The 20,598-nt window shown below is 65.3% G+C and carries 19 protein-coding genes; 5 read left to right on the plus strand and 14 right to left on the minus strand.

What is annotated here, in order from left to right; translation table 11 throughout:
* Positions 1-6: 6 nt before the first annotated feature.
* Together HOP59_RS19400 and HOP59_RS19405 are read right to left on the minus strand one after the other, a co-directional pair.
* Entirely contained in the window at positions 7-867 is an 861-nt protein-coding gene (locus HOP59_RS19400) for a shikimate dehydrogenase family protein (protein WP_267965977.1), read from the minus strand.
* 84 nt (positions 868-951) lie between these two features.
* Positions 952-2,793, minus strand: a complete 1,842-nt coding sequence (locus tag HOP59_RS19405) for a bifunctional sugar phosphate isomerase/epimerase/4-hydroxyphenylpyruvate dioxygenase family protein (RefSeq protein WP_234255170.1) — start codon at positions 2,791-2,793, stop codon at positions 952-954.
* Between the two features lie 400 nt (positions 2,794-3,193).
* On the opposite strand from HOP59_RS19405, the gene HOP59_RS19410 reads away from it, so the two are divergent.
* From HOP59_RS19410 to HOP59_RS19425, 4 genes are all read left to right on the plus strand, one after another.
* Positions 3,194-4,201, plus strand: coding sequence for a tripartite tricarboxylate transporter substrate binding protein (locus tag HOP59_RS19410; RefSeq protein WP_234255172.1), 1,008 nt, complete (start codon positions 3,194-3,196; stop codon positions 4,199-4,201).
* 51 nt (positions 4,202-4,252) lie between these two features.
* Positions 4,253-4,729, plus strand: coding sequence for a tripartite tricarboxylate transporter TctB family protein (locus HOP59_RS19415; RefSeq protein WP_234255174.1), 477 nt, complete (start codon positions 4,253-4,255; stop codon positions 4,727-4,729).
* Between the two features lie 15 nt (positions 4,730-4,744).
* Positions 4,745-6,247 carry a tripartite tricarboxylate transporter permease gene (locus tag HOP59_RS19420; RefSeq protein WP_234255176.1) on the plus strand — a complete coding sequence of 501 codons (1,503 nt, stop codon included), beginning with the start codon at positions 4,745-4,747 and terminating at the stop codon, positions 6,245-6,247.
* Positions 6,248-6,310: 63 nt separating this feature from the next.
* Complete coding sequence (locus tag HOP59_RS19425; protein WP_234255177.1) at positions 6,311-6,967, plus strand: HAD family hydrolase; 657 nt, start codon at positions 6,311-6,313, stop codon at positions 6,965-6,967.
* Positions 6,968-7,012: 45 nt separating this feature from the next.
* Here HOP59_RS19425 and HOP59_RS19430 read toward each other — a convergent pair whose 3' ends face one another.
* The 12 genes from HOP59_RS19430 to trmB all read right to left on the minus strand — a co-directional run bounded on the left by HOP59_RS19430 (position 7,013) and on the right by trmB (position 18,340).
* Complete coding sequence (locus HOP59_RS19430) at positions 7,013-7,681, minus strand: NapC/NirT family cytochrome c (protein WP_234255179.1); 669 nt, start codon at positions 7,679-7,681, stop codon at positions 7,013-7,015.
* Entirely contained in the window at positions 7,678-8,169 is a 492-nt protein-coding gene (locus tag HOP59_RS19435; protein WP_234255182.1) for a nitrate reductase cytochrome c-type subunit, read from the minus strand. Before HOP59_RS19435 ends, HOP59_RS19430 begins: the two co-directional genes overlap by 4 nt.
* Positions 8,170-8,193: 24 nt before the next feature.
* On the minus strand, positions 8,194-10,698 hold the full coding sequence (gene napA / locus HOP59_RS19440; RefSeq protein ID WP_234255184.1) for a nitrate reductase catalytic subunit NapA: 2,505 nt from the start codon (positions 10,696-10,698) through the stop codon (positions 8,194-8,196).
* The gene (locus HOP59_RS19445; protein WP_234255186.1) at positions 10,695-11,006 is read right to left on the minus strand and encodes a chaperone NapD; all 312 of its coding nucleotides are present in this window, start codon (positions 11,004-11,006) and stop codon (positions 10,695-10,697) included. Before HOP59_RS19445 ends, napA begins: the two co-directional genes overlap by 4 nt.
* On the minus strand, positions 10,996-11,496 hold the full coding sequence (gene napF, locus HOP59_RS19450; RefSeq protein WP_234255188.1) for a ferredoxin-type protein NapF: 501 nt from the start codon (positions 11,494-11,496) through the stop codon (positions 10,996-10,998). The genes HOP59_RS19445 and napF overlap by 11 nt, the downstream gene beginning before the upstream one ends.
* 7 nt (positions 11,497-11,503) lie before the next feature.
* Positions 11,504-11,677 (minus strand): periplasmic nitrate reductase, NapE protein, encoded by a 174-nt coding sequence (locus HOP59_RS19455; protein ID WP_234255190.1) that lies wholly within the window; start codon positions 11,675-11,677, stop codon positions 11,504-11,506.
* A 172-nt stretch (positions 11,678-11,849) separates the two neighbouring features.
* Positions 11,850-12,293, minus strand: a complete 444-nt coding sequence (gene aroQ, locus HOP59_RS19460) for a type II 3-dehydroquinate dehydratase (RefSeq protein ID WP_234255192.1) — start codon at positions 12,291-12,293, stop codon at positions 11,850-11,852.
* Positions 12,294-12,334: 41 nt separating this feature from the next.
* Positions 12,335-15,316, minus strand: coding sequence for a bifunctional [glutamate--ammonia ligase]-adenylyl-L-tyrosine phosphorylase/[glutamate--ammonia-ligase] adenylyltransferase (gene glnE / locus HOP59_RS19465; protein WP_234255194.1), 2,982 nt, complete (start codon positions 15,314-15,316; stop codon positions 12,335-12,337).
* Between the two features lie 78 nt (positions 15,317-15,394).
* On the minus strand, positions 15,395-15,766 hold the full coding sequence (locus HOP59_RS19470; RefSeq protein ID WP_234255196.1) for a diacylglycerol kinase: 372 nt from the start codon (positions 15,764-15,766) through the stop codon (positions 15,395-15,397).
* A 34-nt stretch (positions 15,767-15,800) separates the two neighbouring features.
* Positions 15,801-17,267 carry a D-alanyl-D-alanine carboxypeptidase/D-alanyl-D-alanine endopeptidase gene (dacB, locus tag HOP59_RS19475; protein ID WP_234255198.1) on the minus strand — a complete coding sequence of 489 codons (1,467 nt, stop codon included), beginning with the start codon at positions 17,265-17,267 and terminating at the stop codon, positions 15,801-15,803.
* 33 nt (positions 17,268-17,300) lie between these two features.
* Complete coding sequence (locus tag HOP59_RS19480; RefSeq protein ID WP_234255216.1) at positions 17,301-17,633, minus strand: DMT family transporter; 333 nt, start codon at positions 17,631-17,633, stop codon at positions 17,301-17,303.
* Entirely contained in the window at positions 17,630-18,340 is a 711-nt protein-coding gene (trmB, locus tag HOP59_RS19485) for a tRNA (guanine(46)-N(7))-methyltransferase TrmB (protein WP_234255200.1), read from the minus strand. Before trmB ends, HOP59_RS19480 begins: the two co-directional genes overlap by 4 nt.
* A gap of 352 nt (positions 18,341-18,692) precedes the next feature.
* Here trmB and HOP59_RS19490 point away from each other — a divergent pair, with 352 nt between their 5' ends.
* Positions 18,693-20,570: a beta-ketoacyl synthase gene (locus tag HOP59_RS19490; protein ID WP_035590623.1), complete on the plus strand. Its 1,878-nt coding sequence runs from the start codon at positions 18,693-18,695 to the stop codon at positions 20,568-20,570.
* The last annotated feature ends 28 nt before the right edge of the window (positions 20,571-20,598 follow it).

The raw sequence follows: 20,598 nt of genomic DNA on the forward strand, positions 1-20,598 counted from the left end.
AGCACCTCAGAGCTCCCCCAGAAGCTCACGACGGTAGTGGGCATAGAGAATGGTAGCCTGTTCATCCACCGCGGCGCGCTTGCCGTCGTCCTCGCAAAACCGCTTGAAGGCGTCGATGCCCTGGAACACGAACAGGCCCACGCCGCTCATCACCTCCGCCCCGACCGCCTTGGCGGCGGCGACGAACTCCGTCACCGCGGGCACGTAGACGGCATCGAAGATCCAGTGATGCGCCGCCACCAGCTCTTTGGGCAGCGGACAGCCGGGACTCTTTTCGTGACCGATGGGGGTACAGTTGACCAGGCCGTCGCAGGCCGACACCGTCTCGGCCAGCTGGTCGGGCGTGATGGTGGAAGCAGCGAAGCCCTGGGCCTGCAGCTCCTCGGCCAGCCGTTTCGACTTGGCCGGATCCAGATCCATCAGGATCACCTCCGAGGCGCCGAGGCGCCCCAGGCCAAAAGCCACCGCCTTGCCCACGCCACCGGTACCCAGCACCAGCGCACGCCCAGGCTGACGCTCGCCCAGCGTGGCACGGTAGCCGCTGATGAAGCCGGTGAAATCGGTGTTCTCGGCGAAGATACCGTCTGCCTCGAAGACCAGGGTATTGGCAGCACCCACCATTCGTGCGCCCTCGCTGGTACGATCGGCAAGGCGCACCGCCTCCTCCTTCCAGGGATAGGTGACGTTGACGCCCCGGTACCCGGCGGCCACCACTTTACGCACTTGGCTCTCGAGCGAATCGATGGGCTGCTCGTTGGCGTCGAACAGATCGTAAGTGGTGGGAATCTCCGTCAGCCCGCCAAGCCGCACGTGCAAGTCCGGCGAGCTGGAGTTCATGATGGCCTTTCCTATCAGTCCCAGTTTCATAGCGCTGTTTCCTGAACGGGGCGAGCGTGATGCGCTCGAAGAACTCGAAAATGAATCTCGGATCGGCTTCCAGTGCTGGCGGTTTCAGCCGGACTTCGCCTGAGCGGCGAGGCGTATGCCGGCATTGGCCTCACCGAACTTCTGGTAGCGCCCACGACGCTCGACGATCTCGAAGAAGAAGCGTCCCGAGAAGGTCTCGGTATAGGCGTGGAGAAAGTCGCCCTCCTCGCTGCGGTCGAACAGAATATTGCGCGAGCGCATGGCGTCGAGCAGCGCCGGGTCGATGTCGAAGCGTGCCTCGAGATCGTCATAGTAGTTGCCCGGTATCCGTAGCAGGGGCAGCCCGCGAGCCAGAAGCTCATCCACGGTGGCGATGATGTCGTTGCTTTCGAAGGCAATCTGCTGCACGCCGCCGCGAAACTCGCTGAGGAAACGTCCCGGCTGGGTCTCCTGCGCCTGAGAAACGGTGAGCGGCAGGCGAATGCTGCGATCGGGGCTGAGCACCGCCTGGCTGATCATCATGCCGTGCGGATCGACGATCTCGTTCTCGGCTTCGGCGGCAAAGCCGAACACGGTACGGTAGAACAGCTGCCAGCTCAGCAGCTGGGTGGCCGGCAAGACATAGGAGAGATGGTCGATGCGCACCAACCCTGCCTCGTTGCGACTCTCCTGGTCGAACAACTCGAAGTCGGTGCGCCACTGGAGGTCGTCTGCCGCCGACTCGTCCACCAGATAGATGAGGCTGCCTTCGACCCCGCGGATCGCCGGAATCTCCATCTCTCCTTCGCCCACCTGGCTGCGGAACAGCGGTGCCTTGAAGGCACGAGCGCGCTCCAGCGCACGCGACACGTCGTCGACCCGAAAGCCCACGGCGCACACCGAGGTGCCGTGCAGCAACCGGAAGGTGTGGGCGAAGCTGTCGGTTTCGAAATTGAGCACCAGATGGATCTCACCCTGCTTCCACAGTTCAACGTTCTTGGAGCGGTGGCGACCCACGTGACGAAATCCCAGCGCATTGATGAACTCGCCCAGGGGAGCGGCGCTCTCCTCGTCGAGAGTGAATTCGATGAAGTGAACCCCGTGGTAGTACGGCGCCTGAGGCAGGGTGTCGGCAAGCCCGTGCTGACCAAGATGCTCGAGCCAGATCAGTGAACGAAGCCCATCCAGTGCAGTGATGTCAGCCGGCGCGGCGCGGAAGGCATCGCTGAAAATTTCCAGCGACAGAGGACCGTCGTATCCCGATTTTGCGAGCGCCGCCATGAAATCCTTGAGCGGTAGACGTCCCTGACCGGGGAAGCAGCGGAAGTGACGGCTCCACTGGAGGACGTCCATCTCGAGCAGCGGTGCATCGGCCAGTTGGACGAAGAAGATCTTTTCCTTGGGTATCTTGGCGATCGTGGAGAGATCGTGCCCACGGGAAAGAATATGGAAACTGTCGAGCACCACGCCGAGGTTGGGGTGGTCAGCACGGCGCACCACTTCCCAGGCATCGCGATAGTCGGAGATATGACGCCCCCAGGCCAGCGCCTCGAAGCCGATCCGGAGGTTGCGTCTGGCCGCACGTTCGGCCAGTTCACGCAGGTCGGCCACGGCCCGCTCCATGTCGTCGCTGGCCTGAGGAGAGACGTTGCTGCAGACGAGCATGAAGTCGGTGCCGAGCTGCTCCATCAGGTCGAACTTGCGCTCGGCCCGCTGCAGGTTGCGGCTGCGCTGCGGCTCGGGCATGGCCTCGAAGTCGCGGAACGGCTGGAAGGCCACGATGGCCAACCCCAGACGCTCGCAGAGCTGACGCACCTCCTCGGGGGACCCATCGAAGGAGAGCAGGTCATTTTCGAAGATTTCCACCCCCTCGAAACCCGCCCGAGCGATGGCTTCAAGTTTGGTCCTGAGGTCGCCGCTCAGGCAGACCGTGGCAATGGCACGCATCTTCTACCTCTCCCGGCCCATCGTCTGGTCGCAATGGGCAGCCTTGTGGTTGGCTCGAAACCCGCCCCCACCACTCGAGGGACGGAAATAGAACTTGGTTTCAATGTTCGCATAGCGTTCTTTAGTTCGCAACACAAGCGAACAGGACATGCCCTTGCCAAGCGCCTGCGGCTACCATGAGGATTCGGCGTCCCTGGCGATGTCCGCGCCATTCGGATGATCGGCGTCGGCGGGCATTAAACCTTCGTCGTATAAAACCCTTCGAGCATTGACACTATTGGAAGGGAGTTCTAGTGTTCGCTAAAAGCACTACCGTTCGCAAAGCGAACACATGTTCACTTCTGCAGAGACAGAAGGCCGCCGACGAGCGGCACGCACAACAACCACCCCGGAGGATTTCATGCTCAAGCCACTGTTTACATCACTGGCCGTTTCTCTCGGCTCCCTTGCCCTGGCAAGCAGCGCCCTGGCCGATTATCCCCAGCGCAACATCCAAGGCACCATCCAATGGGGCGCCGGAGGTGCCACCGACAACGTGGTGCGCAGCCTGACCCCCCATGTCGAAGAGATCCTGGGTACTACCATCGTACTGACCAATCGACCGGGCGGTACCGGCGTGATCGGCATGAACCACGTAATGCGCCAGCGCGCCGACGGCTACAACATGCTCTTCGGTGCAGAAAATCCGCAGCTCTACCCGCTGATGGGTCTGGCCGACTTCACCTACGACGACATGCATACCGTCAATATCATCGGCCAGGGGCTGGTGGTAATCGCCGCTCCCGAAAACAGCCCTTTCGATAGTTTCGCCGAGCTGCTCGAATATGCCCACGAGAATCCTAACGAGCTGCGCATGGGCGGCACCGGCGCCGGCGGCCTGCCGAGCACGGTTCACGCCATGATCAACGCCGTGGACGAACTCGACGTGCGCACCGTCACCTTTGGCGGCGACGGCCCGGGCATCACCGCCATGCTGGGCGGCCACATCGACTTCATGCCGCTGAGTCTTGCCGCCGCCGGTGAGCAGATTCGGGGCGGCAAGCTGAAGGGGCTGGCCATCCTCACCGCCGAAGAGATTGAATCGCTGCCGGGTGTGCCGCCGATCACCGAAGCGCTGCCCGACATCGAGGGTTTCCTGCCGTGGGGTCCGTTCTGGGGCGTCTTCGTGCATCAGGATACCCCAGACGAGATCAAGGCCACCCTGGAAGACGCCTATGAGCAGGCCGTGGGCAAGGAGGAGTTCACGGAATTCCTGCAGAACTTCGGTGCCGAACCGCTCAACCTGCGCGGCGAAGAAGCGCAGGAGTATCTGAGCAACTGGCAATCCGTCACCGCCTGGTCCATGTACGAGGCCGATGCCGATGCGTTGGAAGCCACGCCTGAAGAGCTGGGTATTCCGCGTCCGTAACACGCCCCGTGGCGCAGGGGGGTGGCTCCGTCGCCCCCCTTGGAGTATGTGATGAGCAAAAAAATCGAACGCGTACAGGCCGGCGAGAAGGTCTTCGACTGGCTGCTGCTGCTGCTGAGCATCGGCGTATTGATCGAAGCCTATCGTATCGATGGCGGACTTCGACTCAACTCGGCCGGCTCCTTTCCGGTCGGTCTGGCGCTGGTCATGCTGGTCTCTTCCCTGGCCCTGATCGTCAGCCACCGCTACAAGCGTCGCGACGAGAGCATCAAAAGCGCCCTGCAGGAATGTCAGGTATTTCTCAGCGACCACTTCCGCTCACATATCGTGGTCTTTTCCATTGCTGCCATCATCTACCTGGCCGCCATCGTCTGGGCGAGCTTCTACATCAGTACCTTCATCTTTCTGGCCGCGATGTTTATCTATTTCCGCCAAGGCCGAGTGGTGAGTTCGCTGATCATCACGACAGTTGCCATTGCCGTCATCTACGTCCTTTTCACCGTGGTCTTCCGCGTCTACCTCCCCTGACCCTCGAGGCCTTCGATGAGTGACACTCTCTCCTTCCTGCTCATGGCCTGGCTCAACCCCGGCCTGCTCGGCCTGACCGCCCTCGGCGTGCTGGCCGGTATCTATATCGGCGCCATTCCCGGCCTCTCGGTGACCATGGCGGTGTCGATCCTGATCTCCTTCACCTTTTCCTGGCACATCGACAACGCCCTGGCATTGATGGTCGGCATCTACGTCGGCGGTGTCTACGGGGGATCGCGCACCGCCATCCTGCTCAACATTCCCGGAGCCCCTTCGGCGGTGACTACCGCCTTCGACGGCTATCCCCTGGCCCAGCGCGGCGAGGCGGGGCGCGCCATCGGCCTGAGCACCGTAATGTCGGTGATCGGCGGCCTGATCGGTGTGCTGGTACTGGCCGGCACCGCGCCCTATCTCTCCGGGCTGGCACTGCAGTTCGCTCCTCGCGATTATTTCCTGATCGCCGTGCTCGGCCTACTGCTGGTCAGCTCGCTGTCCGGCAAGTCGCTGTCACGCGGTATCTTCTCGGTGGCGCTGGGGGGCATCATCGGTCTGGTGGGCATGGACATGGTAACTGCGCAGCCACGCCTCACCCTGGGTCAGATGGAGCTACTCGGCGGGATTCACTACGTGGTGGTGATGATCGGGCTGTTCGGCGTGGCCGAGGCCCTCTACCAGTTGCACAACCTGGCCAAGGTGCCGGTCAAGCAGAAGGTCGACAAGATCGTACCGCCGCTGAACATGGTACTGAAGTTCCTGCCGCTTTCGGTACGCACCTCGGTGATTGGGGTCATCGTCGGCGCCCTGCCCGGCACCGGTGGCGACATTGCTTCGCTGTTCGCCTACGATCACGCCAAGCGCAGCGTCAAGAATCCGACTCGGCCCTTCGGCGAAGGCGCCTATGAAGGCCTGGTGGCGCCTGAAACCGCCAACAATGCGGCAGTGGGCGGCGCCTACGTGCCGATGCTGACGCTGGGCATGCCGGGCGATGCGGTCACAGCCGTGATCATCGGCGCGCTGGTCATTCACGGGCTCAACCCCGGCCCGATGCTGATGATCGAAACGCCGCACATCTTCTGGTTCACCGTAGGCAATCTGGCCCTGGCGAACATCTTCCTGCTGATCTTCGGCCTCACCGGCATCAAGATCTTCTCGAAGATCGTCGAGGTGCCCAAGGCCGTGCTGATCCCCTTGATTCTGGTGCTCTGCGTGGTCGGCACCTACTCCATCAACAGCAACATGACGGAAGTCTACTGGATGCTCGGCTTCGGCATCCTCGGCTACTGGCTCAAGGTGTTCGGCTTTCAGATGGGGCCCATCATTCTGGGCGTCATATTGGGGCCACTGCTCGACGAGTCCTATCGTCAGGCCATGTCCTCAGTGGGCGACCGTGGCGGCGACTTCCTGCTGGCCCTGGTCACCAATCCGCTGTCGCTGGTGCTGACTAGCGTGATCACGCTGGTACTGCTGAGCAACACTCCGCTCAAGGGCTGGCTGTCCCGGCGCTTCGGCAGAAGCTGAAGTACCCCGGCGCGGCCTCACCGCCGCGTCGGCGACCACAAACGAGTGACGAGAGGTGCGAGTGTGACCGGCCCAACCCGCCACCACGCGCTGGTTTTCGACTTCGATGGAGTGGTACTGGATTCGGCCACCCTCAAGCGCCAAGCCTTTGCCGACCTCTATGCCGAGGCACCCGAATCGCAATACCAGGCGGTGTGTGCCTACCTGGGGCGCAAGGGGGGCCAGCCACGCGAGGTCAAGTTTCGTCACATCGAGGGCCAGATCTTCGGACGCCCACCCAGTGAAGCGCGTATTCAGGAGCTATGCACACGCTTCAAGGCCAGCGTCGAACAGCGCTTGCTCGAGGCTCCGGCGATTCCCGGTGCCGTGGAGTTTCTCTCGCGCTGGGCTACTGTGCGTCCGCTCTACCTGCTCTCGGCCACCCCCGAAGCCGAGCTGAAAGCGATCGTCGCGAAACGCGAGCTCAGTTGCTATTTTCGCGAGGTCATCGGTGCACCTCCCGACAAGGTCACCGGGCTGCGCAACCTCCTGACTCGCCGGAGGCTCGCGGCACAGGAGACGGTCATGATCGGCGACTCATACAATGACTTTCGCGCCGCCCGCTCCAACGGCACTCGTTTCGTCGGCGTCACCGCCGACCCCAAAGCCTCGCCCTTCCCCGATGACACCGTCACTATTTGCGACCTGCATGGCCTGGAGGCGGCCCTGGAGCGGCTGTGAAGGGCATGTCCCTCGCCCACGCGAGGCGAGGCACACCCACCCCACTCAATCGGCCGGGTAGCCCGGCACCGGCGCATCCCGCTTCAAGTGAGCGACCCAGGATTCGATGCCGGGTAGCCCCGTGGCGGTACTCTGATAGAACTCACTCATGTCGGGTAGCTCATGGGCAATGCCCTTGTGACAGGTAATGCAGGTTGCCTCCCCGTCGGCGAGGGTGGTGGAGTGCGCAAGCGCGGCCCGTGAGCTCTGCTGGGTGAAGTCCATGGACTCGAAGTCGTGGCAGTTGCGGCACTCCAGCGAGTCGTTGGCCTCCAGCCTGGCCCACTCCCTTTCCGCCAGCTCGCGCCGCTTGTCCTCGAACCGCTCTTCGGTGCGAATGGTGCCGAAGATCCAGCCCCACACCTCCTTGGAAGCCTCCATCTTGCGCCCCATCTTGTGCGTCCAGCCATGGGGCACATGGCAGTCGGCACACTGGGCGCCGACCCCGGAGCGGTTGACGTCGTGGATCCTGCCCTGCATTTCACGGTAGGGATTGCGCTCCATCTCATGGCAGGAGATGCAGAACTGCTGGGTATTGGTGGCCTCCACCGCGGTGTTGAAGCCGCCCCAGAAGAAGATCCCGGCAATGAAGCCGCCAAGCGTCAGGAACCCCAGGCTGAAGTGCATGCTGGGGCGCATCAGGATACGCCAATAGGTGAGCAACCAGCGCTTCATTGGCCACCTCCCTCACGCTGCTGCTGGAGCATTTCTCCCAGCACCTCGTCGACGTTGAGGAAGGTGTTGGGAACGATGGGGCTGGCATCGGTCTGCGGCACATGGCACTGGGTGCAGAAGTAGCGGTCGGGCGACACCGCCGCCAGCACCTGCTGGTGGCGGTCGCGGAAGTGGCTGATGCTGACCATGGGCGCACCGGCCTGAACCGCATGCTCGCGGCTGTGGCAGGTGAGACAGCGGTTGGCCCGGGTATCCACCTGATAGTCGCGGATGCCGTGGGGGATGACCGGCGGCTGCTCCGGGTAGTTGAGCACTTCGCGCCCGGCGTCCCGGGGCTCGCCGGCCAACGGCGGTGCCGGCAGGGACTGGCTGAGGGTACCGCCCGGCCGCAAGCCATCCGGTGCCGAATCGTCCCGATGCTCTTCGGCGATTACCAGTCCGGCAACGACCAGCGCCAGCGAGAGACTGAGCATAGTGAGCCATTTCATCGCATTTCTCCTTCTGTCTCGGCCTCAGGCCAGGCTGACCAGTTCGAGACGAACCGCGCACTTCTTGAAGTCCGTCTGCTTGGAGATCGGGTCCGTGGCGTCCAGCACCACGTTGTTGATCAGCCGGTTGGCATCGAAGAAGGGCACGTAGACCAGCCCCCGCGGTGGCGTGACCCGGCCGCGGGTCTCGACCCGCAGGCGCACCTCGCCACGACGACTGATCACCTTCACCTCGCTGCCGCGCCGCATGCCTTCTTCACGGGCATCCTCCGGGTGCATGTAGAGCAGCGCCGCCGGCACCGCCCGATGCAGCTCCGGCACGCGGCGGGTCATGGAGCCGGTGTGCCAGTGTTCGAGCACCCGCCCGGTGGAGAGCCAGTAGGGGTACTCCTCGTCCGGCGACTCAGGGGGCGGCTCGTCGGGAACGGCAAAGATCAGCGCGCGGTCGTCGGGCTTGGCGTAGAACTGCACGCCCCGACCCTCTTCCACGTAGGGGTCGTAGCCTTCGCGATAGCGCCACAGGGTCTCCTGGCCATCCACCACCGGCCAGCGCTTGCCGCGGTTCTGGTGATAGTTGTCGAAGGCGTCGAGATCCTTGCCCTTGCCGCGGCCGAAGCGGGCGTACTCCTCGAACAGCCCCTTCTGGATATAGAAGCCGAACGCCTCGGCCTCCTGGTTGGCGTAGCCCTCCTCCATGTCCGAGAGCGGGTAGCTGTCGACCTGCCCGTTGGCGTAAAGCAGCTCGAACAGCGTCTTGTCGCGGTACTCGGGGGCCTTGTCGAGCAACTCGCTCGGCCACACGTCGGCGACGTCGATCCGCTTGGAGAACTCCACCAGTTGCCAGAGGTCGGAGCGCGCCTCCCCAGGGGCATCGACCAGCTGATGGAAGAACTGGGTACGCCGCTCGGAGTTGCCGAAGGCGCCCTCCTTCTCGACCCAGGAGGCAGCCGGCAGGATCAGGTCGGCGGCCTGGGCCGAGGCCGTGGGGTAGATGTCGGAGACGATGACGAAGGCCTCTTCGTTGCGCCAGCCCGGCAGAATCTCCTGCTGGGTGTTGGGCCCGGCCTGCATGTTGTTGTTGACCTGGGTCCAGTAGACCTTGATCGCGCCGTCCTTGAGCTTGCGGCTCTGCTCCACGGCATGAAAGCCCACGCGCTCGGGAATGGTGCCCTCGGGCAGCTTCCAGATCTGCTCCGCATCGCGGCGATGCTCGGGGTTGGTGACCACCCGGTCCGCCGGCAGGCGATGGGCAAAGGTGCCCACCTCGCGAGCGGTGCCACAGGCAGAGGGCTGGCCGGTCAGCGAGAAGGGGCTGTTGCCGGGCTCGGAGATCTTGCCGGTGAGCAGGTGCAGGTTGTAGATGAGGTTGTTCACCCACACGCCGCGGGTGTGCTGGTTGACCCCCATGGTCCAGAACGACATGACCTTGATGTCGGGGTCGGCGTAGAGCTCGGCCAGCCGCTCCAGGCGGCTCTCGGACACCCCGGATTCCCGTGCCGCCCGTTCCAGGGTGAAGTCGGCGACGTGGTCGGCGAATTCGTCGAAGCTCATCTCCGTCCAGCGGTTGGGCTCGTCGGCGTTGGCGGCCGCCTGCTGCAGCGGGTGCTCGTCGCGCAGGCCGTAGCCGATGTCGTCCACCGCACGCACGAAGTTGGTGTGATTCTCGACGAAATCGCGGTCGACGCGGTCGGTCTGGATGATGTGGTTGGCGATGTAGTTGAGGATCACCACGTCGGCGTTGGGCTTCATCACCATGGGGATGTCGGCCAGGTCGAAGCTGCGGTGCTGGAAGGTGGAGAGCACCGCCACCTGGGTCTCCGGATAGGAGAGCCGCCGGTCGGTGACCCGGGTCCAGAGGATCGGGTGCATCTCCGCCATGTTGGAGCCCCAAAGCACGAAGGCATTGGCGTGCTCGATGTCGTCGTAGACGCCCATGGGCTCGTCGGAGCCGAAGGCGCGCATGAAGGCGAACACCGCCGAGGCCATGCAATGCCGCGCGTTGGGGTCGATGTTGTTGGAGCGCAGCCCGGCCTTGAACAGCTTGCTGGCGGCATAGCCTTCCCAGATGGTCCACTGGCCGGAGCCGAACATCGCCACGCTCTCGGGGCCGTGCTCGCGAATGGCGGACTTGAACTTGTCGGCCATCAGGTCGAGGGCTTCGTCCCAGGAGACCGGCTCGAAGTCGCCGCGCTTGTCGTAGACGCCGTTGCGCTTGCGCAGCAGCGGCTGCTGCAGGCGGTCTTGCCCGTAGAGAATCTTGGACAGGAAGTAGCCCTTGACGCAGTTGAGCCCGCGGTTGACCTCCGAGTGCATGTCGCCGTGAGTGGCCACAATACGGTTGCCCTGGGTGGCCACCATCACGCTGCAGCCCACCCCACAGAAGCGGCAGGGTGCCTTGTTCCAGTTCAGCCGCGTCAAGTCGGCATTGGTGATGAGATTGGTGGCGCCGGCCGGAATGGCCATACCGGCGGTGGCCGCCGCCACGGCCACTGCGTTGGCCTTGGCGAATTCACGACGCGTCATCTTCATGTCGGCATTCCTTCTGCAGCGGCTTGGGATGGGACGGGATCGGCGGGTTCATCGGCAGACGCGGTATCGAGCACCTGGTGATACACCAGCGCCGCTCCCAGCACGCCTGGCCGTATCTGGATCGCATCGATCAGCTCGAGAATCCGCGCCTCGCGCAAGCTCTCCACCACCACCACCAGCTTGCCGCTGGGATCCTCGGCGCTGACCTCGCTCTCGGGCTGGGCAGCCAGCCATCGCGTCACTTCCCGGGCGTGCTCGGGCCGGACATGTACCAGCAGACTGGCGATGTGGAGGGTTTCATTCGGCATGGGCCATCTCCTCGCTTGTCATTGTGATGGCGTGGTTGGGGCACAGGGCCTGGCAGGCACCGCAGCCGGTACAGGCTTCGCCGTTCAGGCGCGGCTTGGGCGGGCGCCCCAACTGGGGGGAAAAGACGATGGCCTGCCACTCGCAGGCATCCTGGCAGCTCTGGCAGTGAATGTCGGCCAGCGCCAGGCAGTGGCTCTCGATTCGGGCGCGCCAGGGAAAGGCGGGGCGCTGGGTGTCGAACACGCCTGCCTCGCAGACCTCGACGCAGGCGCGACACAGCGAGCAGCCCGCTTGGTCGAAGCGGATCTCGGGATAACCGCCGCCGCCATGGAACAGCACACCCTCGGGGCAGGCCTCGATACAGGCCGCACAGCGCACGCAGCGTTCGGTGAAGTCAGGATCGGTCCAGGGTGGCCGCTGGAGCGGGCCATGACCGCCGAGGGAGCGAAAGAACTGGCGACGTGTATTGTGATTGTTCGCCTTGTTCATGCGACCCTCAGCTCGGCGGCCCGGGAGGGCCCGTGAAGGTCTGGTAGATCCATACCGAGAAGCCGAAGCTGCCGACAACGGCTATCGCCAGGATTGGAAACAGCAGGATGGCGATGAAGAGGAACAGCTTTAACTCTTTCTTCTTCCGCTCCTCGGGCGCCATGGTATCCGGGTCTTCCATGCCTCTCCCCTCGTCACTCACTAGTTATTATTGAGCCTCCTGATGTCAGGGTAGCTAATATTCCAGCATCCCAAGTATTTGTTACAAAAAGATACGGAACGGACCCGCCTGTGGGGGAGGGCCCGTTCCGTCAGTGGCAGATCAATGACCGAGCGGCTTTACGCCAGGCCCTTCACGTCTGGGCGGCAGCCTTGATCACGGCATCCAGCGCCGCCAGGTAGCCCTGGCTGCCGAGGCCGGCGATCACACCGTCGGCGCGCAGCGAGACATAGGAGTGGTGGCGGAAGCTCTCGCGCTTGTGCACGTTGGAGAGATGCACCTCGATCACCTTGCCGTCGAAGGCGTTGAGGGCGTCGAGGATGGCCACCGAGGTGTGGGTATAAGCAGCGGGGTTGATGATGATCGCCGCGGTGCCGTCCTCACGGGCAGCGTGGATGGCGTCGATCAGCCCCCCTTCGTGGTTGCTCTGCAGCGCCTTGATGTCCCAGCCGTTGATGGCGGCCTTCTCGTAGAGCGCGTTGTTGATGTCGTCGAGGGTTTCATACCCATAGACTTCCGGCTGGCGGCTGCCGAGCAGGTTGAGGTTGGGGCCGTGCAGTACCAGGACCTTGTTCATGGGTTCTTCTTCTCTGCTGTGTACGAAGGAAAATGCCTGCCTCACGCCTGCGTTTCGAGCAGCCGCTGCCAGGCCTCGATGACGGTTTGGCGGTGCGCCTCGAAGTCGGCCTCGCGCCCGCGGGCGGCCTCGCGGGTCAGCGACGCCCGGTGGGCGGTGCTGCGCAAGGCCAGGTAAGCGTCGCGCAGGCGCTGGCACTCCTCGGCGGGCAGACGACCGCTGCTCTCCAGGGTTTCGAGGATGCGCATGTTGTCGCTCCAGCGCAGCAGCTCCGGGGTTTCGTGGCCCATGGCGAGCACCGCGAACTGGCACAGGAACTCGATGTCGACCATGCCACCGGGGTCGTGCTTGAGATCGAACTGGCCCGCTTCGCTTTTGCCGCCCAGGTGCTCGCGCATCTTGTGGCGCATCTTGACCACCTCTTCGCGCAGCGCCTCACGGTCGCGCTCGCGGCCGAGAATCTCGCTGCGCACGGCATCGAAGCCTGCGGCCAGACGTGGGTGCCCCGCCACCACCCGTGCCCGCACCAGCGCCTGATGCTCCCAGGTCCAGGCTTCGCGGCGCTGGTACTCGCCGAAGGCGTCGAGGGTGGTGACCAGCAGCCCGGCGTTGCCCGAAGGGCGCAGGCGCATGTCGACCTCGTATAGGGTGCCGGCCGGGGTCACCGCGGTGAGCAGGTGGATGATGCGCTGGCCCAGGCGGGTGAAGAACACCGAGGCGTCGATGGGCCGGACGCCGTCGGTCTCGCCGCGGGAGTCGCCGTCGTGAATGAACACCAGGTCGAGGTCGGAGCCGTAGCCCAGTTCGATACCGCCGAGCTTGCCGTAGCCGACGATCAGGAACTCGGGCTCGGCGCCGGCGCGGGAGCCGTCGCGGCGCAGCGGGTAGCCGTGCTTGCGCACCAGGTGGCGCCAGGCCATGGCCAGCACCGTTTCCAGCAGCACCTCGGCAATGTAGGTGAGGTAGTCGCTGACCTTCATCAGATGGCGGGTGCCGGCGATGTCGGAGGCGGCGACGCGCAGCACGTGGGCGTGCTTGAACACGCGCAGCGCCTCGAGCTGGGCCTCTTCGTCGTCCTCGGGAATGCGCCCCAGGGCCTGGCGCAGCTCATCGGCCAGACGCTCCTTGTCGGCGGGGGTGTAGAGGGTGGCCGGGGTCAGCAGCTCGTCCAGCAGGATCGGGTAACGGGCCATCTGCTCGGCGATCCACGGGCTGGCGCTGCACAGTCCCATCAGGTGGCTCAGCGCTTCGGGGTTCTCGCGCAGCAGCGCCAGGTAGGCGGTACGCCGCAGCACCGATTCGATCAGCGGCAGCACCCGTTCGAGAGCGGTATCGGGCGCGTCGCTTGCCGCCACCGCATCGAGCAGCAGCGGCATCAGGGCTTCGAGGCGGTCGTAGCCGATGCGCTGCATGGCCTGCACCTGGCGCGACTGGCGCAGCCCGACGAGACGACGCAGGGCCGTCTCGGCCTCATCGAAACCCGCTTCGGCGAGCATTGCCTCGGCCTCCTGGGGCTCGAGCTCTCCGCACCACAGCGCCCGCCAGTCGTCCAGCGACAGGCCGCCTTCTTCTGCCGCCTCGCCGTTCTCCTCGACCTCTTCCTCGGGGTCGGCGATCACCGCATCGAAATGGCCTCGCACCCGGCCGCGCACCTCCTCCAGACGCGCCAGCAGCGCCGGCCAGTCCTCCATGTCCAGCGCCAGGGCGATGCGCTCCCGGTCGAGATCGTCGTCCGGCAGGCTCTGGGTCTGGCGATCCTCCAGCGCTTGCAGCGCATGCTCCAGGTCGCGCAGGAAGACGTAGTCGGGCTCGAGCTCGTCGACCACGCCTTGCGGCAGCAGCCCCAGCGCCGGCAGACGCGAGAGCGCCGTGCGCAGCGAGGTGACCTGCAGCTCGGTGTCGCGACCGCCGCGGATCAGTTGGAAAGCCTGCACCACGAACTCCACTTCGCGAATGCCGCCGGGGCCGAGCTTGATGTTGGCCTGCATGCCGCGCCGCTTCACCTCGCGGTTGATCAGTCCCTTCATCTCGCGCAGCGACTCGATGGCGCCGAAGTCGAGGTACTTGCGATAGACGAAGGGGCGCAGGTTGCCGAGCAGCTCGCCGCCGGCCTCCAGGTCACCGGCCACCGGCCGCGCCTTGAGCATGGCATAGCGCTCCCACTCCCGACCCTGGTCCTGATAGTAGGCGGCCAGCGAGCTGAAGTTGCCGACGAGCGGACCGCCTTCGCCCAGCGGACGCAGGCGCATGTCGACGCGAAAGACGAAGCCATCGGCGGTGACCGCATCCAGCGCGGCGATCAGCTTCTGCCCCAGCTTGGTGAAGTACTCCTGATGCGCGAGGGAGGTGCGCCCGCCCTCGGTGTCACCCTGCTCGGGATAGGCAAAGATGAGATCGATATCGGAAGAGAGGTTGAGCTCACCGGCGCCGAACTTGCCCATGCCCAGCACCACCAGGCGTTGCTCGCTGCCGTCGCTGCGCGCCGCCGGGCGCCCCCAGCGCGGCTCGAAGTGACGCTCGAGCCAGCCCAGGGCGCCTTCCAGCGACACTTCGGCCAGCTGAGACACCGCCGCGGCGGTGGCCCACATGTCGGTGCCCGCCGGTCGCACCAGGTCACGCCACACGATGCCCAGCATGCGCGCCCGGCGGAAGCGCCGCAGCACGGCGTGCAGGCCGGCCTCGTCCTCGGCGCTCTCCAGCCGTTCGCTGAGCCAGGCCGTGAGCGTCTCGGCCGTTGGCGACTCGTCCAGCTCGCCGCCGGCGTCCAGGTGCAGCAGCCATTCGGGGTAGCGCACCAGGGTGTCGAGGGCGAAGTCGGAAATGACGATGACGTGGGCCAGCTGGCGACGGCGCTCTGCCCCCAGCGCCAGCCAGTTCTCCGAGGGCGGCTCCTGGCCGGTCATCTCGGCCACGTTGTCGGCACGGGCCAGGCTCTCGCTCAGGCGCTGCCACGCCTTTTCCAGGGCGGGCCTGAGCGCGGTCGGGATGTCATCGACGGACAGGAAATCAGCGGGAAGAGCCATGGGCAACTCGCCTTGTCGCAGCGGAATTGCCCCCAGCATATCGAAGGCGCCGACGCCGCGGCACCCCCAACGAGGCCCTTAGCCGAAGAACTTCTGCCAGGCGAGCAGGCCCCAGGTCAGACCGGCGGCGATCAGTGCCACCATCACCGCTGCAGAGCCGATGTCCTTGGCCCGGCCGGACAGCTCATGATGCTCGGTACCGATGCGGTCCACCACGCTCTCGATGGCGCTGTTGATCAGCTCCACGGTAAGCACCAGCAGGCAGCTGCCTACCAGCAAGATCCACTCCACCGGCCCTGCGCCGATCCACCAGGCCAGTGGCAGCAGTACCACACAGAGGGCCAGCTCCTGGCGAAAGGCCGTCTCGTGGTGAAAGGCGAACCTGAGCCCCTTGATCGAGTAGCCCGTGGCATCGATGAGGTGGCGCCATCCGGTTCGTGCTGGTTTCATCGTCTCGCATCCTGAGTTGCGGGTTGAGTCGGCTTCAGTGCGCCTCGATCATGCGCGCCAGGTCTTCGGAGAGCGGGTCCAGCACCTGCGCCCAGTTGAGCCAGGGCGTGGACGAGGTGCCGTTGACCATCACCGTGAACACGCCCCAGCGCCCCGAGCGGGTGCGGAAATAGCCGCTCACGGCGCGCACGGCATAGGGCTGATTGAGGGTGCCGGTCTTGAGCATGATGTGGTCCTGAAACAGCGGCGAGCCGCGGCGAATGAAGCGCGACACGCCGTTGGCCGGCGACTGGAAGCTGGCGACGAAGCTGGGGAACAGCGATGAGCGGTGGAACATGCTCTCCAGCAGCACGTTGCTGCCATGGGCCGAGGTGCGATTCTCCGTGGTCAGGCCGCTGCCGCTGAGCATGATCACCGGGCCGTGATCGGGCAGGCCGTCCACGTACTGCTGAATCGCCTCGCCGGCCTGGAGCAGGTCCGCCCTGGGGGTATCCACCAGGTTGAGCGCCAGCACGTCGGCCATGAAGTTGTTGGAGTAGTTCATCACATGCAGCAGCAGCTCCTGCAGCGCCCTGCTCTCCACCTGCGCCAGCGTTCGCGCGGAAGCGGCAGGCTGATCGATGCTGGTGACGTAGCCCCCGCCCACGCCGATACCGGCCTGCTCGAGCATGGCCATCAGCGTGCGGGCGGTCTGGCGGGCGGGGTCGCCGCTGGCGCGGTAGACGTCCCGAGGCGAGGCGTTGAGTGAAATCTGGCCGCGCAGCAGCATCACGTCGCCCTCTTCGCGGGTCACGCGCTCGGCGCTGAACTCGGTGCCGCTGTCGGGCGGGCGCGTCTCGATCCGGTTGTCGACCTCCAGGATCAGCCCCTGACTGTCGCAGCTGGTGATGCGAGCGGGCTCGCCCGCCGCCGCTCCCGGCGCGACGTTGACGCACCAGTTGCCGTGGTTGACCCCGGCCGAGGAGAGCAGCGCGCTGTAGCTGTTGGCGGTGCGCGATTGCCCCTCGCAGCGATCGGTGGTAATGCACTCCACCGGGCCGAAGCGCCACTGGCTGATCACCAGGCGCCCTTCGACCTCGCGCACGCCGGCCTGATGCAGCCGCTGGGTCAGCCGCCACAGGTCCTCGCTGGAGAGCCCCGGGTCGCCGCCGCCGTCGAGTATCAGGTCGCCGCGCAGCACGCCGTCGGCGTCGAGCTCAGCGGTGCTGACCAGCCGGGTGGCAAAGCGGTGCTGAGGGCCCCAGCGGTCGAGCGCAGCCGCCGCCAGGTAGGCCTTGGACACCGAGGCCGGCGACAGTTGGCGCTGCGGCTCGATGGCGCCGAGCAGGACGCCGTCACGCCCACCGTCGCCCAGCAGGCGCGCTTCGGCGCTGATACGAAAGCCGCTCTCGGTCATCTTTCCAAGTTCGGCAAAACCCGATCCGACCGCCGCCACCGGCAGCATCGAACCGCCAAACAGAAGAAGCAGGCAGCTCAGCCCAGCAACAGTTCTCGAAATCATCGAACCTTCCATCTCAAGCCCACGTGACCTTTCTCAGTGGGCGGACATACGTGAAAACAGCTGAATCACCACCACGCCGGCTACGATCAGAGCGATACCGAGCACCGCCGGCAGATCGGGACGCTGGCCGTACACCACGATGCCTACCAGGGCCACCAGCACGATACCCAGACCGGCCCAGATGGCATAGGCGATACCCACCGGAATGGTGCGCAGCACCAGCGACAGCATGTAGAAGGCGATTGCATAGCCGACTACCACCACCAGGCTGGGAACGAGCCGCGTGAAGCCGTGGGTCGCCTTGAGCGCGCTGGTTGCCACGACCTCGGCGACGATGGCCAGGGCCAGATACACGAATGCCATCAGCTTCTCTCCGTGTCGCAGGGTACCAGCTCGGGAGCATGGGGCAGCTCGGCGACCAGACGCCAGAGTGACTGACCGCTGGCGTGGTATTTTCGTTCAAAAGGAGTGAGGTACCGGGAGCCGGGGTCGAACGACTCCACCGCAGCGGCCGTGCCGGTCGCCTGCGCCAGCGCCAGGGCGAACTCCTCGACGTAGAGCCGCCAGTTGGAGCGCAGCTCCAGCCGGCCACCGAGCGCCAGGATCGTCGGCAGCACAGGGTGCCCATGCCAGCGCTGCTTGAGATGCACCGACTTGGGGTAGGGGTTGGGGTAGAGCAGATAGTGCCGCGTCGGCTGCCAGCCGGCGGCCAGTGCCAGGCGCCAGAAGTCGACCAGGTCGGCACGTACCAGCAGCGCATTGTCGCCCACCTCGCCGTGCTCGCGGGAAAGCCGCTCGGCGCTGCGATCCACGCCGATCACCAGATGGTCGTCGAACTGCCGGGCCAGCTCGCGGGTGGAAACCCCCACGCCACAGCCGGCGTCGAGTATCAGCGGACGCTGTTCATCCCCGGCTTCACGCTCGTACCACGCACGGGCCTGCTCGAACGCCTCCCGCGTGTGCTCGGCCACGGGCTTGCGCAGCGGATGGCGCAGGGCGCGGTCGACGCGCTTCTCGACATCCCGATGGGGGCCGCTCTGGTTGGTCGCGATGGGGCGGGAGGTGGCATGCATTAGGCAGATCGATCGGTAGCGGACGAACGGCCATTCTAGCAGCCATGTCGGCGCGCGCGAGGGGGGCGAGAGAGGGTGGTAGAGAAGGACGAGATAAGGCGAAAAAAAGGCGCTTCGACAAGGAAGCGCCCACATACCCACTCGTATGACTCAAACAGCGGAATCAGGATAGCGTGTTTCCCGTCACATTTCAAACGTTTGTTTTATCTTTGCTGGCCGTAACTTGCACGCTACGCCCATGACGACATCCCGAAGCGGGTGCTATGATCGCCAGTCCTATATTTACATTACCGACTCGCACGAACAGCACAACGAGGAAAGCGGCTTGTCTCACTTACCGGTGATCGTCGGCATGGGTGGCGTCAACGCCGCCGGTCGTACCTCTGGCCATCAAGCGTTTCGTCGCACCGTGATCGATGCCCTTCCCGAAGTTGAGCAGCAGGCGTTGCTGCTCGGCCTGGCCGCCATGATGGGGCTGGGCACCTGCCGGGAAGGCACCTGGTACGATACCGCCGGAAACCCTATCGAGGCCGCTCGCCTGGCCGAGAACTGCCGCGCGCAGGTGCTCGACCATACGCTGATCCGACGTATCGAGAATCCCCTCTTCAATGACGACGGGCTACCGGCCAATCGCCGCGCCAGCCTGGGCCTGGGCTCGGAGCTGACCTTCAGTATCCGCCGCCGTCAGTTGCCCGAGCGGCTGCCGCCGACCTGGCAGGTGCGCGAGCTGGACCGCCACACTCTGGAAGTCACGGTGCCAGCCGGCGAACTCGACGTGCTGCTGCCGGAAACCCGGCCGGCTCTGGTGCGTGCCGCCGGTCAGCTGCCCAGCGGCTTCGATCCCAGCCGCTACTACCGCAGCGTGCACCATCCGCGCGGTCTTTCGATGTCGATCTTTGCCGCCAGCGACTGCCTGGCGAGCAGCGGTCTGGCGTGGGATGAGCTGCGCGACCGTCTCGACCCCGACGACATCGCCGTGTATGCCGGCAACTCCATCGGCCAGCTCGACGATGAAGGCTGGGGCGGGCTGCTCAAGAGCTTCGTGTCGGGCAACCGGGCCACCTCCAAGCAGATGCCGCTGGGCTACGGGCAGATGCCGGCTGACTTCCTCAACGCCTACGTGCTCGGCAGCGTGGGCGGCACCGGGGCGGCCCTGGGCGCCTGCGCCAGCTTCCTCTACAACCTGCGCCTGGGCGTGGAGGACATTCGCAACGGCCATCGTCGTGCCGTGATGGTGGGCACCTCCGACGCCCCAGTGACGCCCGAGATCATCGAGGGCTTCCGCGCCATGGGCGCGCTGGCCGACGACGAAAGCCTCAAGGCGCTGGACGCCCTGGAGCTGCTCACCGATGCCGACTATCAGCGCGCCTGCCGCCCCTTCGCCCGCAACTGCGGCTTCACCATCGCCGAAGCCAGCCAGTTCATTCTGCTGCTCGACGATGCCCTGGCGCTGGAGCTGGGCGCCGAGATCCTCGGCAGCGTGCCGGGCGTGTACGTCAATGCCGACGGCTGGAAGCGCTCCATCTCCGCACCCGGCATCGGCAACTACATCACTCTGGGCAAGGCGGCCGCGCTGGTCCGCGACATGCTGGGCGACACTGCCCTGCGCGAGCGCACCTTTCTGCATGCCCACGGCACCAGCACACCCAAGAACCGCGTGACCGAGTCCCACGTCTTCGATCTGGTCGCCCAGGCGAACGGTATCGAAAACTGGCCGGTGGTGGCGGTGAAGGCCTTCGTCGGCCACTCCCAGGGCAGCGCCGCCGGCGACCAGTTGGCCAGCGCACTCGGCAGCTTCGCCCACGGCCTGCTGCCGGGCATTCCCACTCTCGATGCGGTGGCCGACGACGTCTACGCCGAGCGGCTGCACTTCTCCCGCGAGCCGCAGCGGTTCACGGCCGATGCCGCCTTCATCAACGCCAAGGGGTTCGGCGGCAACAACGCCACCGGCGTCGTTCTCTCCCCTATGGTGACCGAGCGGCTGCTGGCGCAGCGCCATGGCGAGGCCGCCGTCGCGGCCTGGCGCCAACGGCGCGAAGCGGTGCGCGAGGCCAGCCAGGCCTATCTGGCCGCAGCCGATCGCGGCGAGTACGAGGTGCGCTATCGCTTCGGCGAGGGTGTGCTGGAAGGGCCCGAGCTCGAGGTCAACGATACCCATATCGTCATCCCCGGCTACGCACGCCCGGTATCGCTTGCAGTGGACAACCCCTTCGGCAAGCTGGAAGAGTGATTCGAGGCGGCCCGCCGACGTTGTCGGC

It is taken from the genome of Billgrantia aerodenitrificans (assembly GCF_021404405.1).
In the GTDB taxonomy this organism is placed as follows: Bacteria; Pseudomonadota; Gammaproteobacteria; order Pseudomonadales; family Halomonadaceae; genus Halomonas; species Halomonas aerodenitrificans.

Bases quoted from the DNA above. Each gene is read 5' to 3' on its own strand.
- HOP59_RS19400 (WP_267965977.1), bottom strand. From the start codon at position 867: ATGAAACTGGGACTGATAGGAAAGGCCATCATGAACTCCAGCTCGCCG.
- HOP59_RS19405 (WP_234255170.1), bottom strand. From the start codon at position 2,793: ATGCGTGCCATTGCCACGGTCTGCCTGAGCGGCGACCTCAGGACCAAA.
- HOP59_RS19410 (WP_234255172.1), top strand. From the start codon at position 3,194: ATGCTCAAGCCACTGTTTACATCACTGGCCGTTTCTCTCGGCTCCCTT.
- HOP59_RS19415 (WP_234255174.1), top strand. From the start codon at position 4,253: ATGAGCAAAAAAATCGAACGCGTACAGGCCGGCGAGAAGGTCTTCGAC.
- HOP59_RS19420 (WP_234255176.1), top strand. From the start codon at position 4,745: ATGAGTGACACTCTCTCCTTCCTGCTCATGGCCTGGCTCAACCCCGGC.
- HOP59_RS19430 (WP_234255179.1), bottom strand. From the start codon at position 7,681: ATGAAGCGCTGGTTGCTCACCTATTGGCGTATCCTGATGCGCCCCAGC.
- HOP59_RS19435 (WP_234255182.1), bottom strand. From the start codon at position 8,169: ATGAAATGGCTCACTATGCTCAGTCTCTCGCTGGCGCTGGTCGTTGCC.
- napA (WP_234255184.1), bottom strand. From the start codon at position 10,698: ATGAAGATGACGCGTCGTGAATTCGCCAAGGCCAACGCAGTGGCCGTG.
- HOP59_RS19445 (WP_234255186.1), bottom strand. From the start codon at position 11,006: ATGCCGAATGAAACCCTCCACATCGCCAGTCTGCTGGTACATGTCCGG.
- napF (WP_234255188.1), bottom strand. From the start codon at position 11,496: ATGAACAAGGCGAACAATCACAATACACGTCGCCAGTTCTTTCGCTCC.
- HOP59_RS19455 (WP_234255190.1), bottom strand. From the start codon at position 11,677: ATGGAAGACCCGGATACCATGGCGCCCGAGGAGCGGAAGAAGAAAGAG.
- aroQ (WP_234255192.1), bottom strand. From the start codon at position 12,293: ATGAACAAGGTCCTGGTACTGCACGGCCCCAACCTCAACCTGCTCGGC.
- glnE (WP_234255194.1), bottom strand. From the start codon at position 15,316: ATGGCTCTTCCCGCTGATTTCCTGTCCGTCGATGACATCCCGACCGCG.
- HOP59_RS19470 (WP_234255196.1), bottom strand. From the start codon at position 15,766: ATGAAACCAGCACGAACCGGATGGCGCCACCTCATCGATGCCACGGGC.
- dacB (WP_234255198.1), bottom strand. From the start codon at position 17,267: ATGATTTCGAGAACTGTTGCTGGGCTGAGCTGCCTGCTTCTTCTGTTT.
- trmB (WP_234255200.1), bottom strand. From the start codon at position 18,340: ATGCATGCCACCTCCCGCCCCATCGCGACCAACCAGAGCGGCCCCCAT.
- HOP59_RS19490 (WP_035590623.1), top strand. From the start codon at position 18,693: ATGGGTGGCGTCAACGCCGCCGGTCGTACCTCTGGCCATCAAGCGTTT.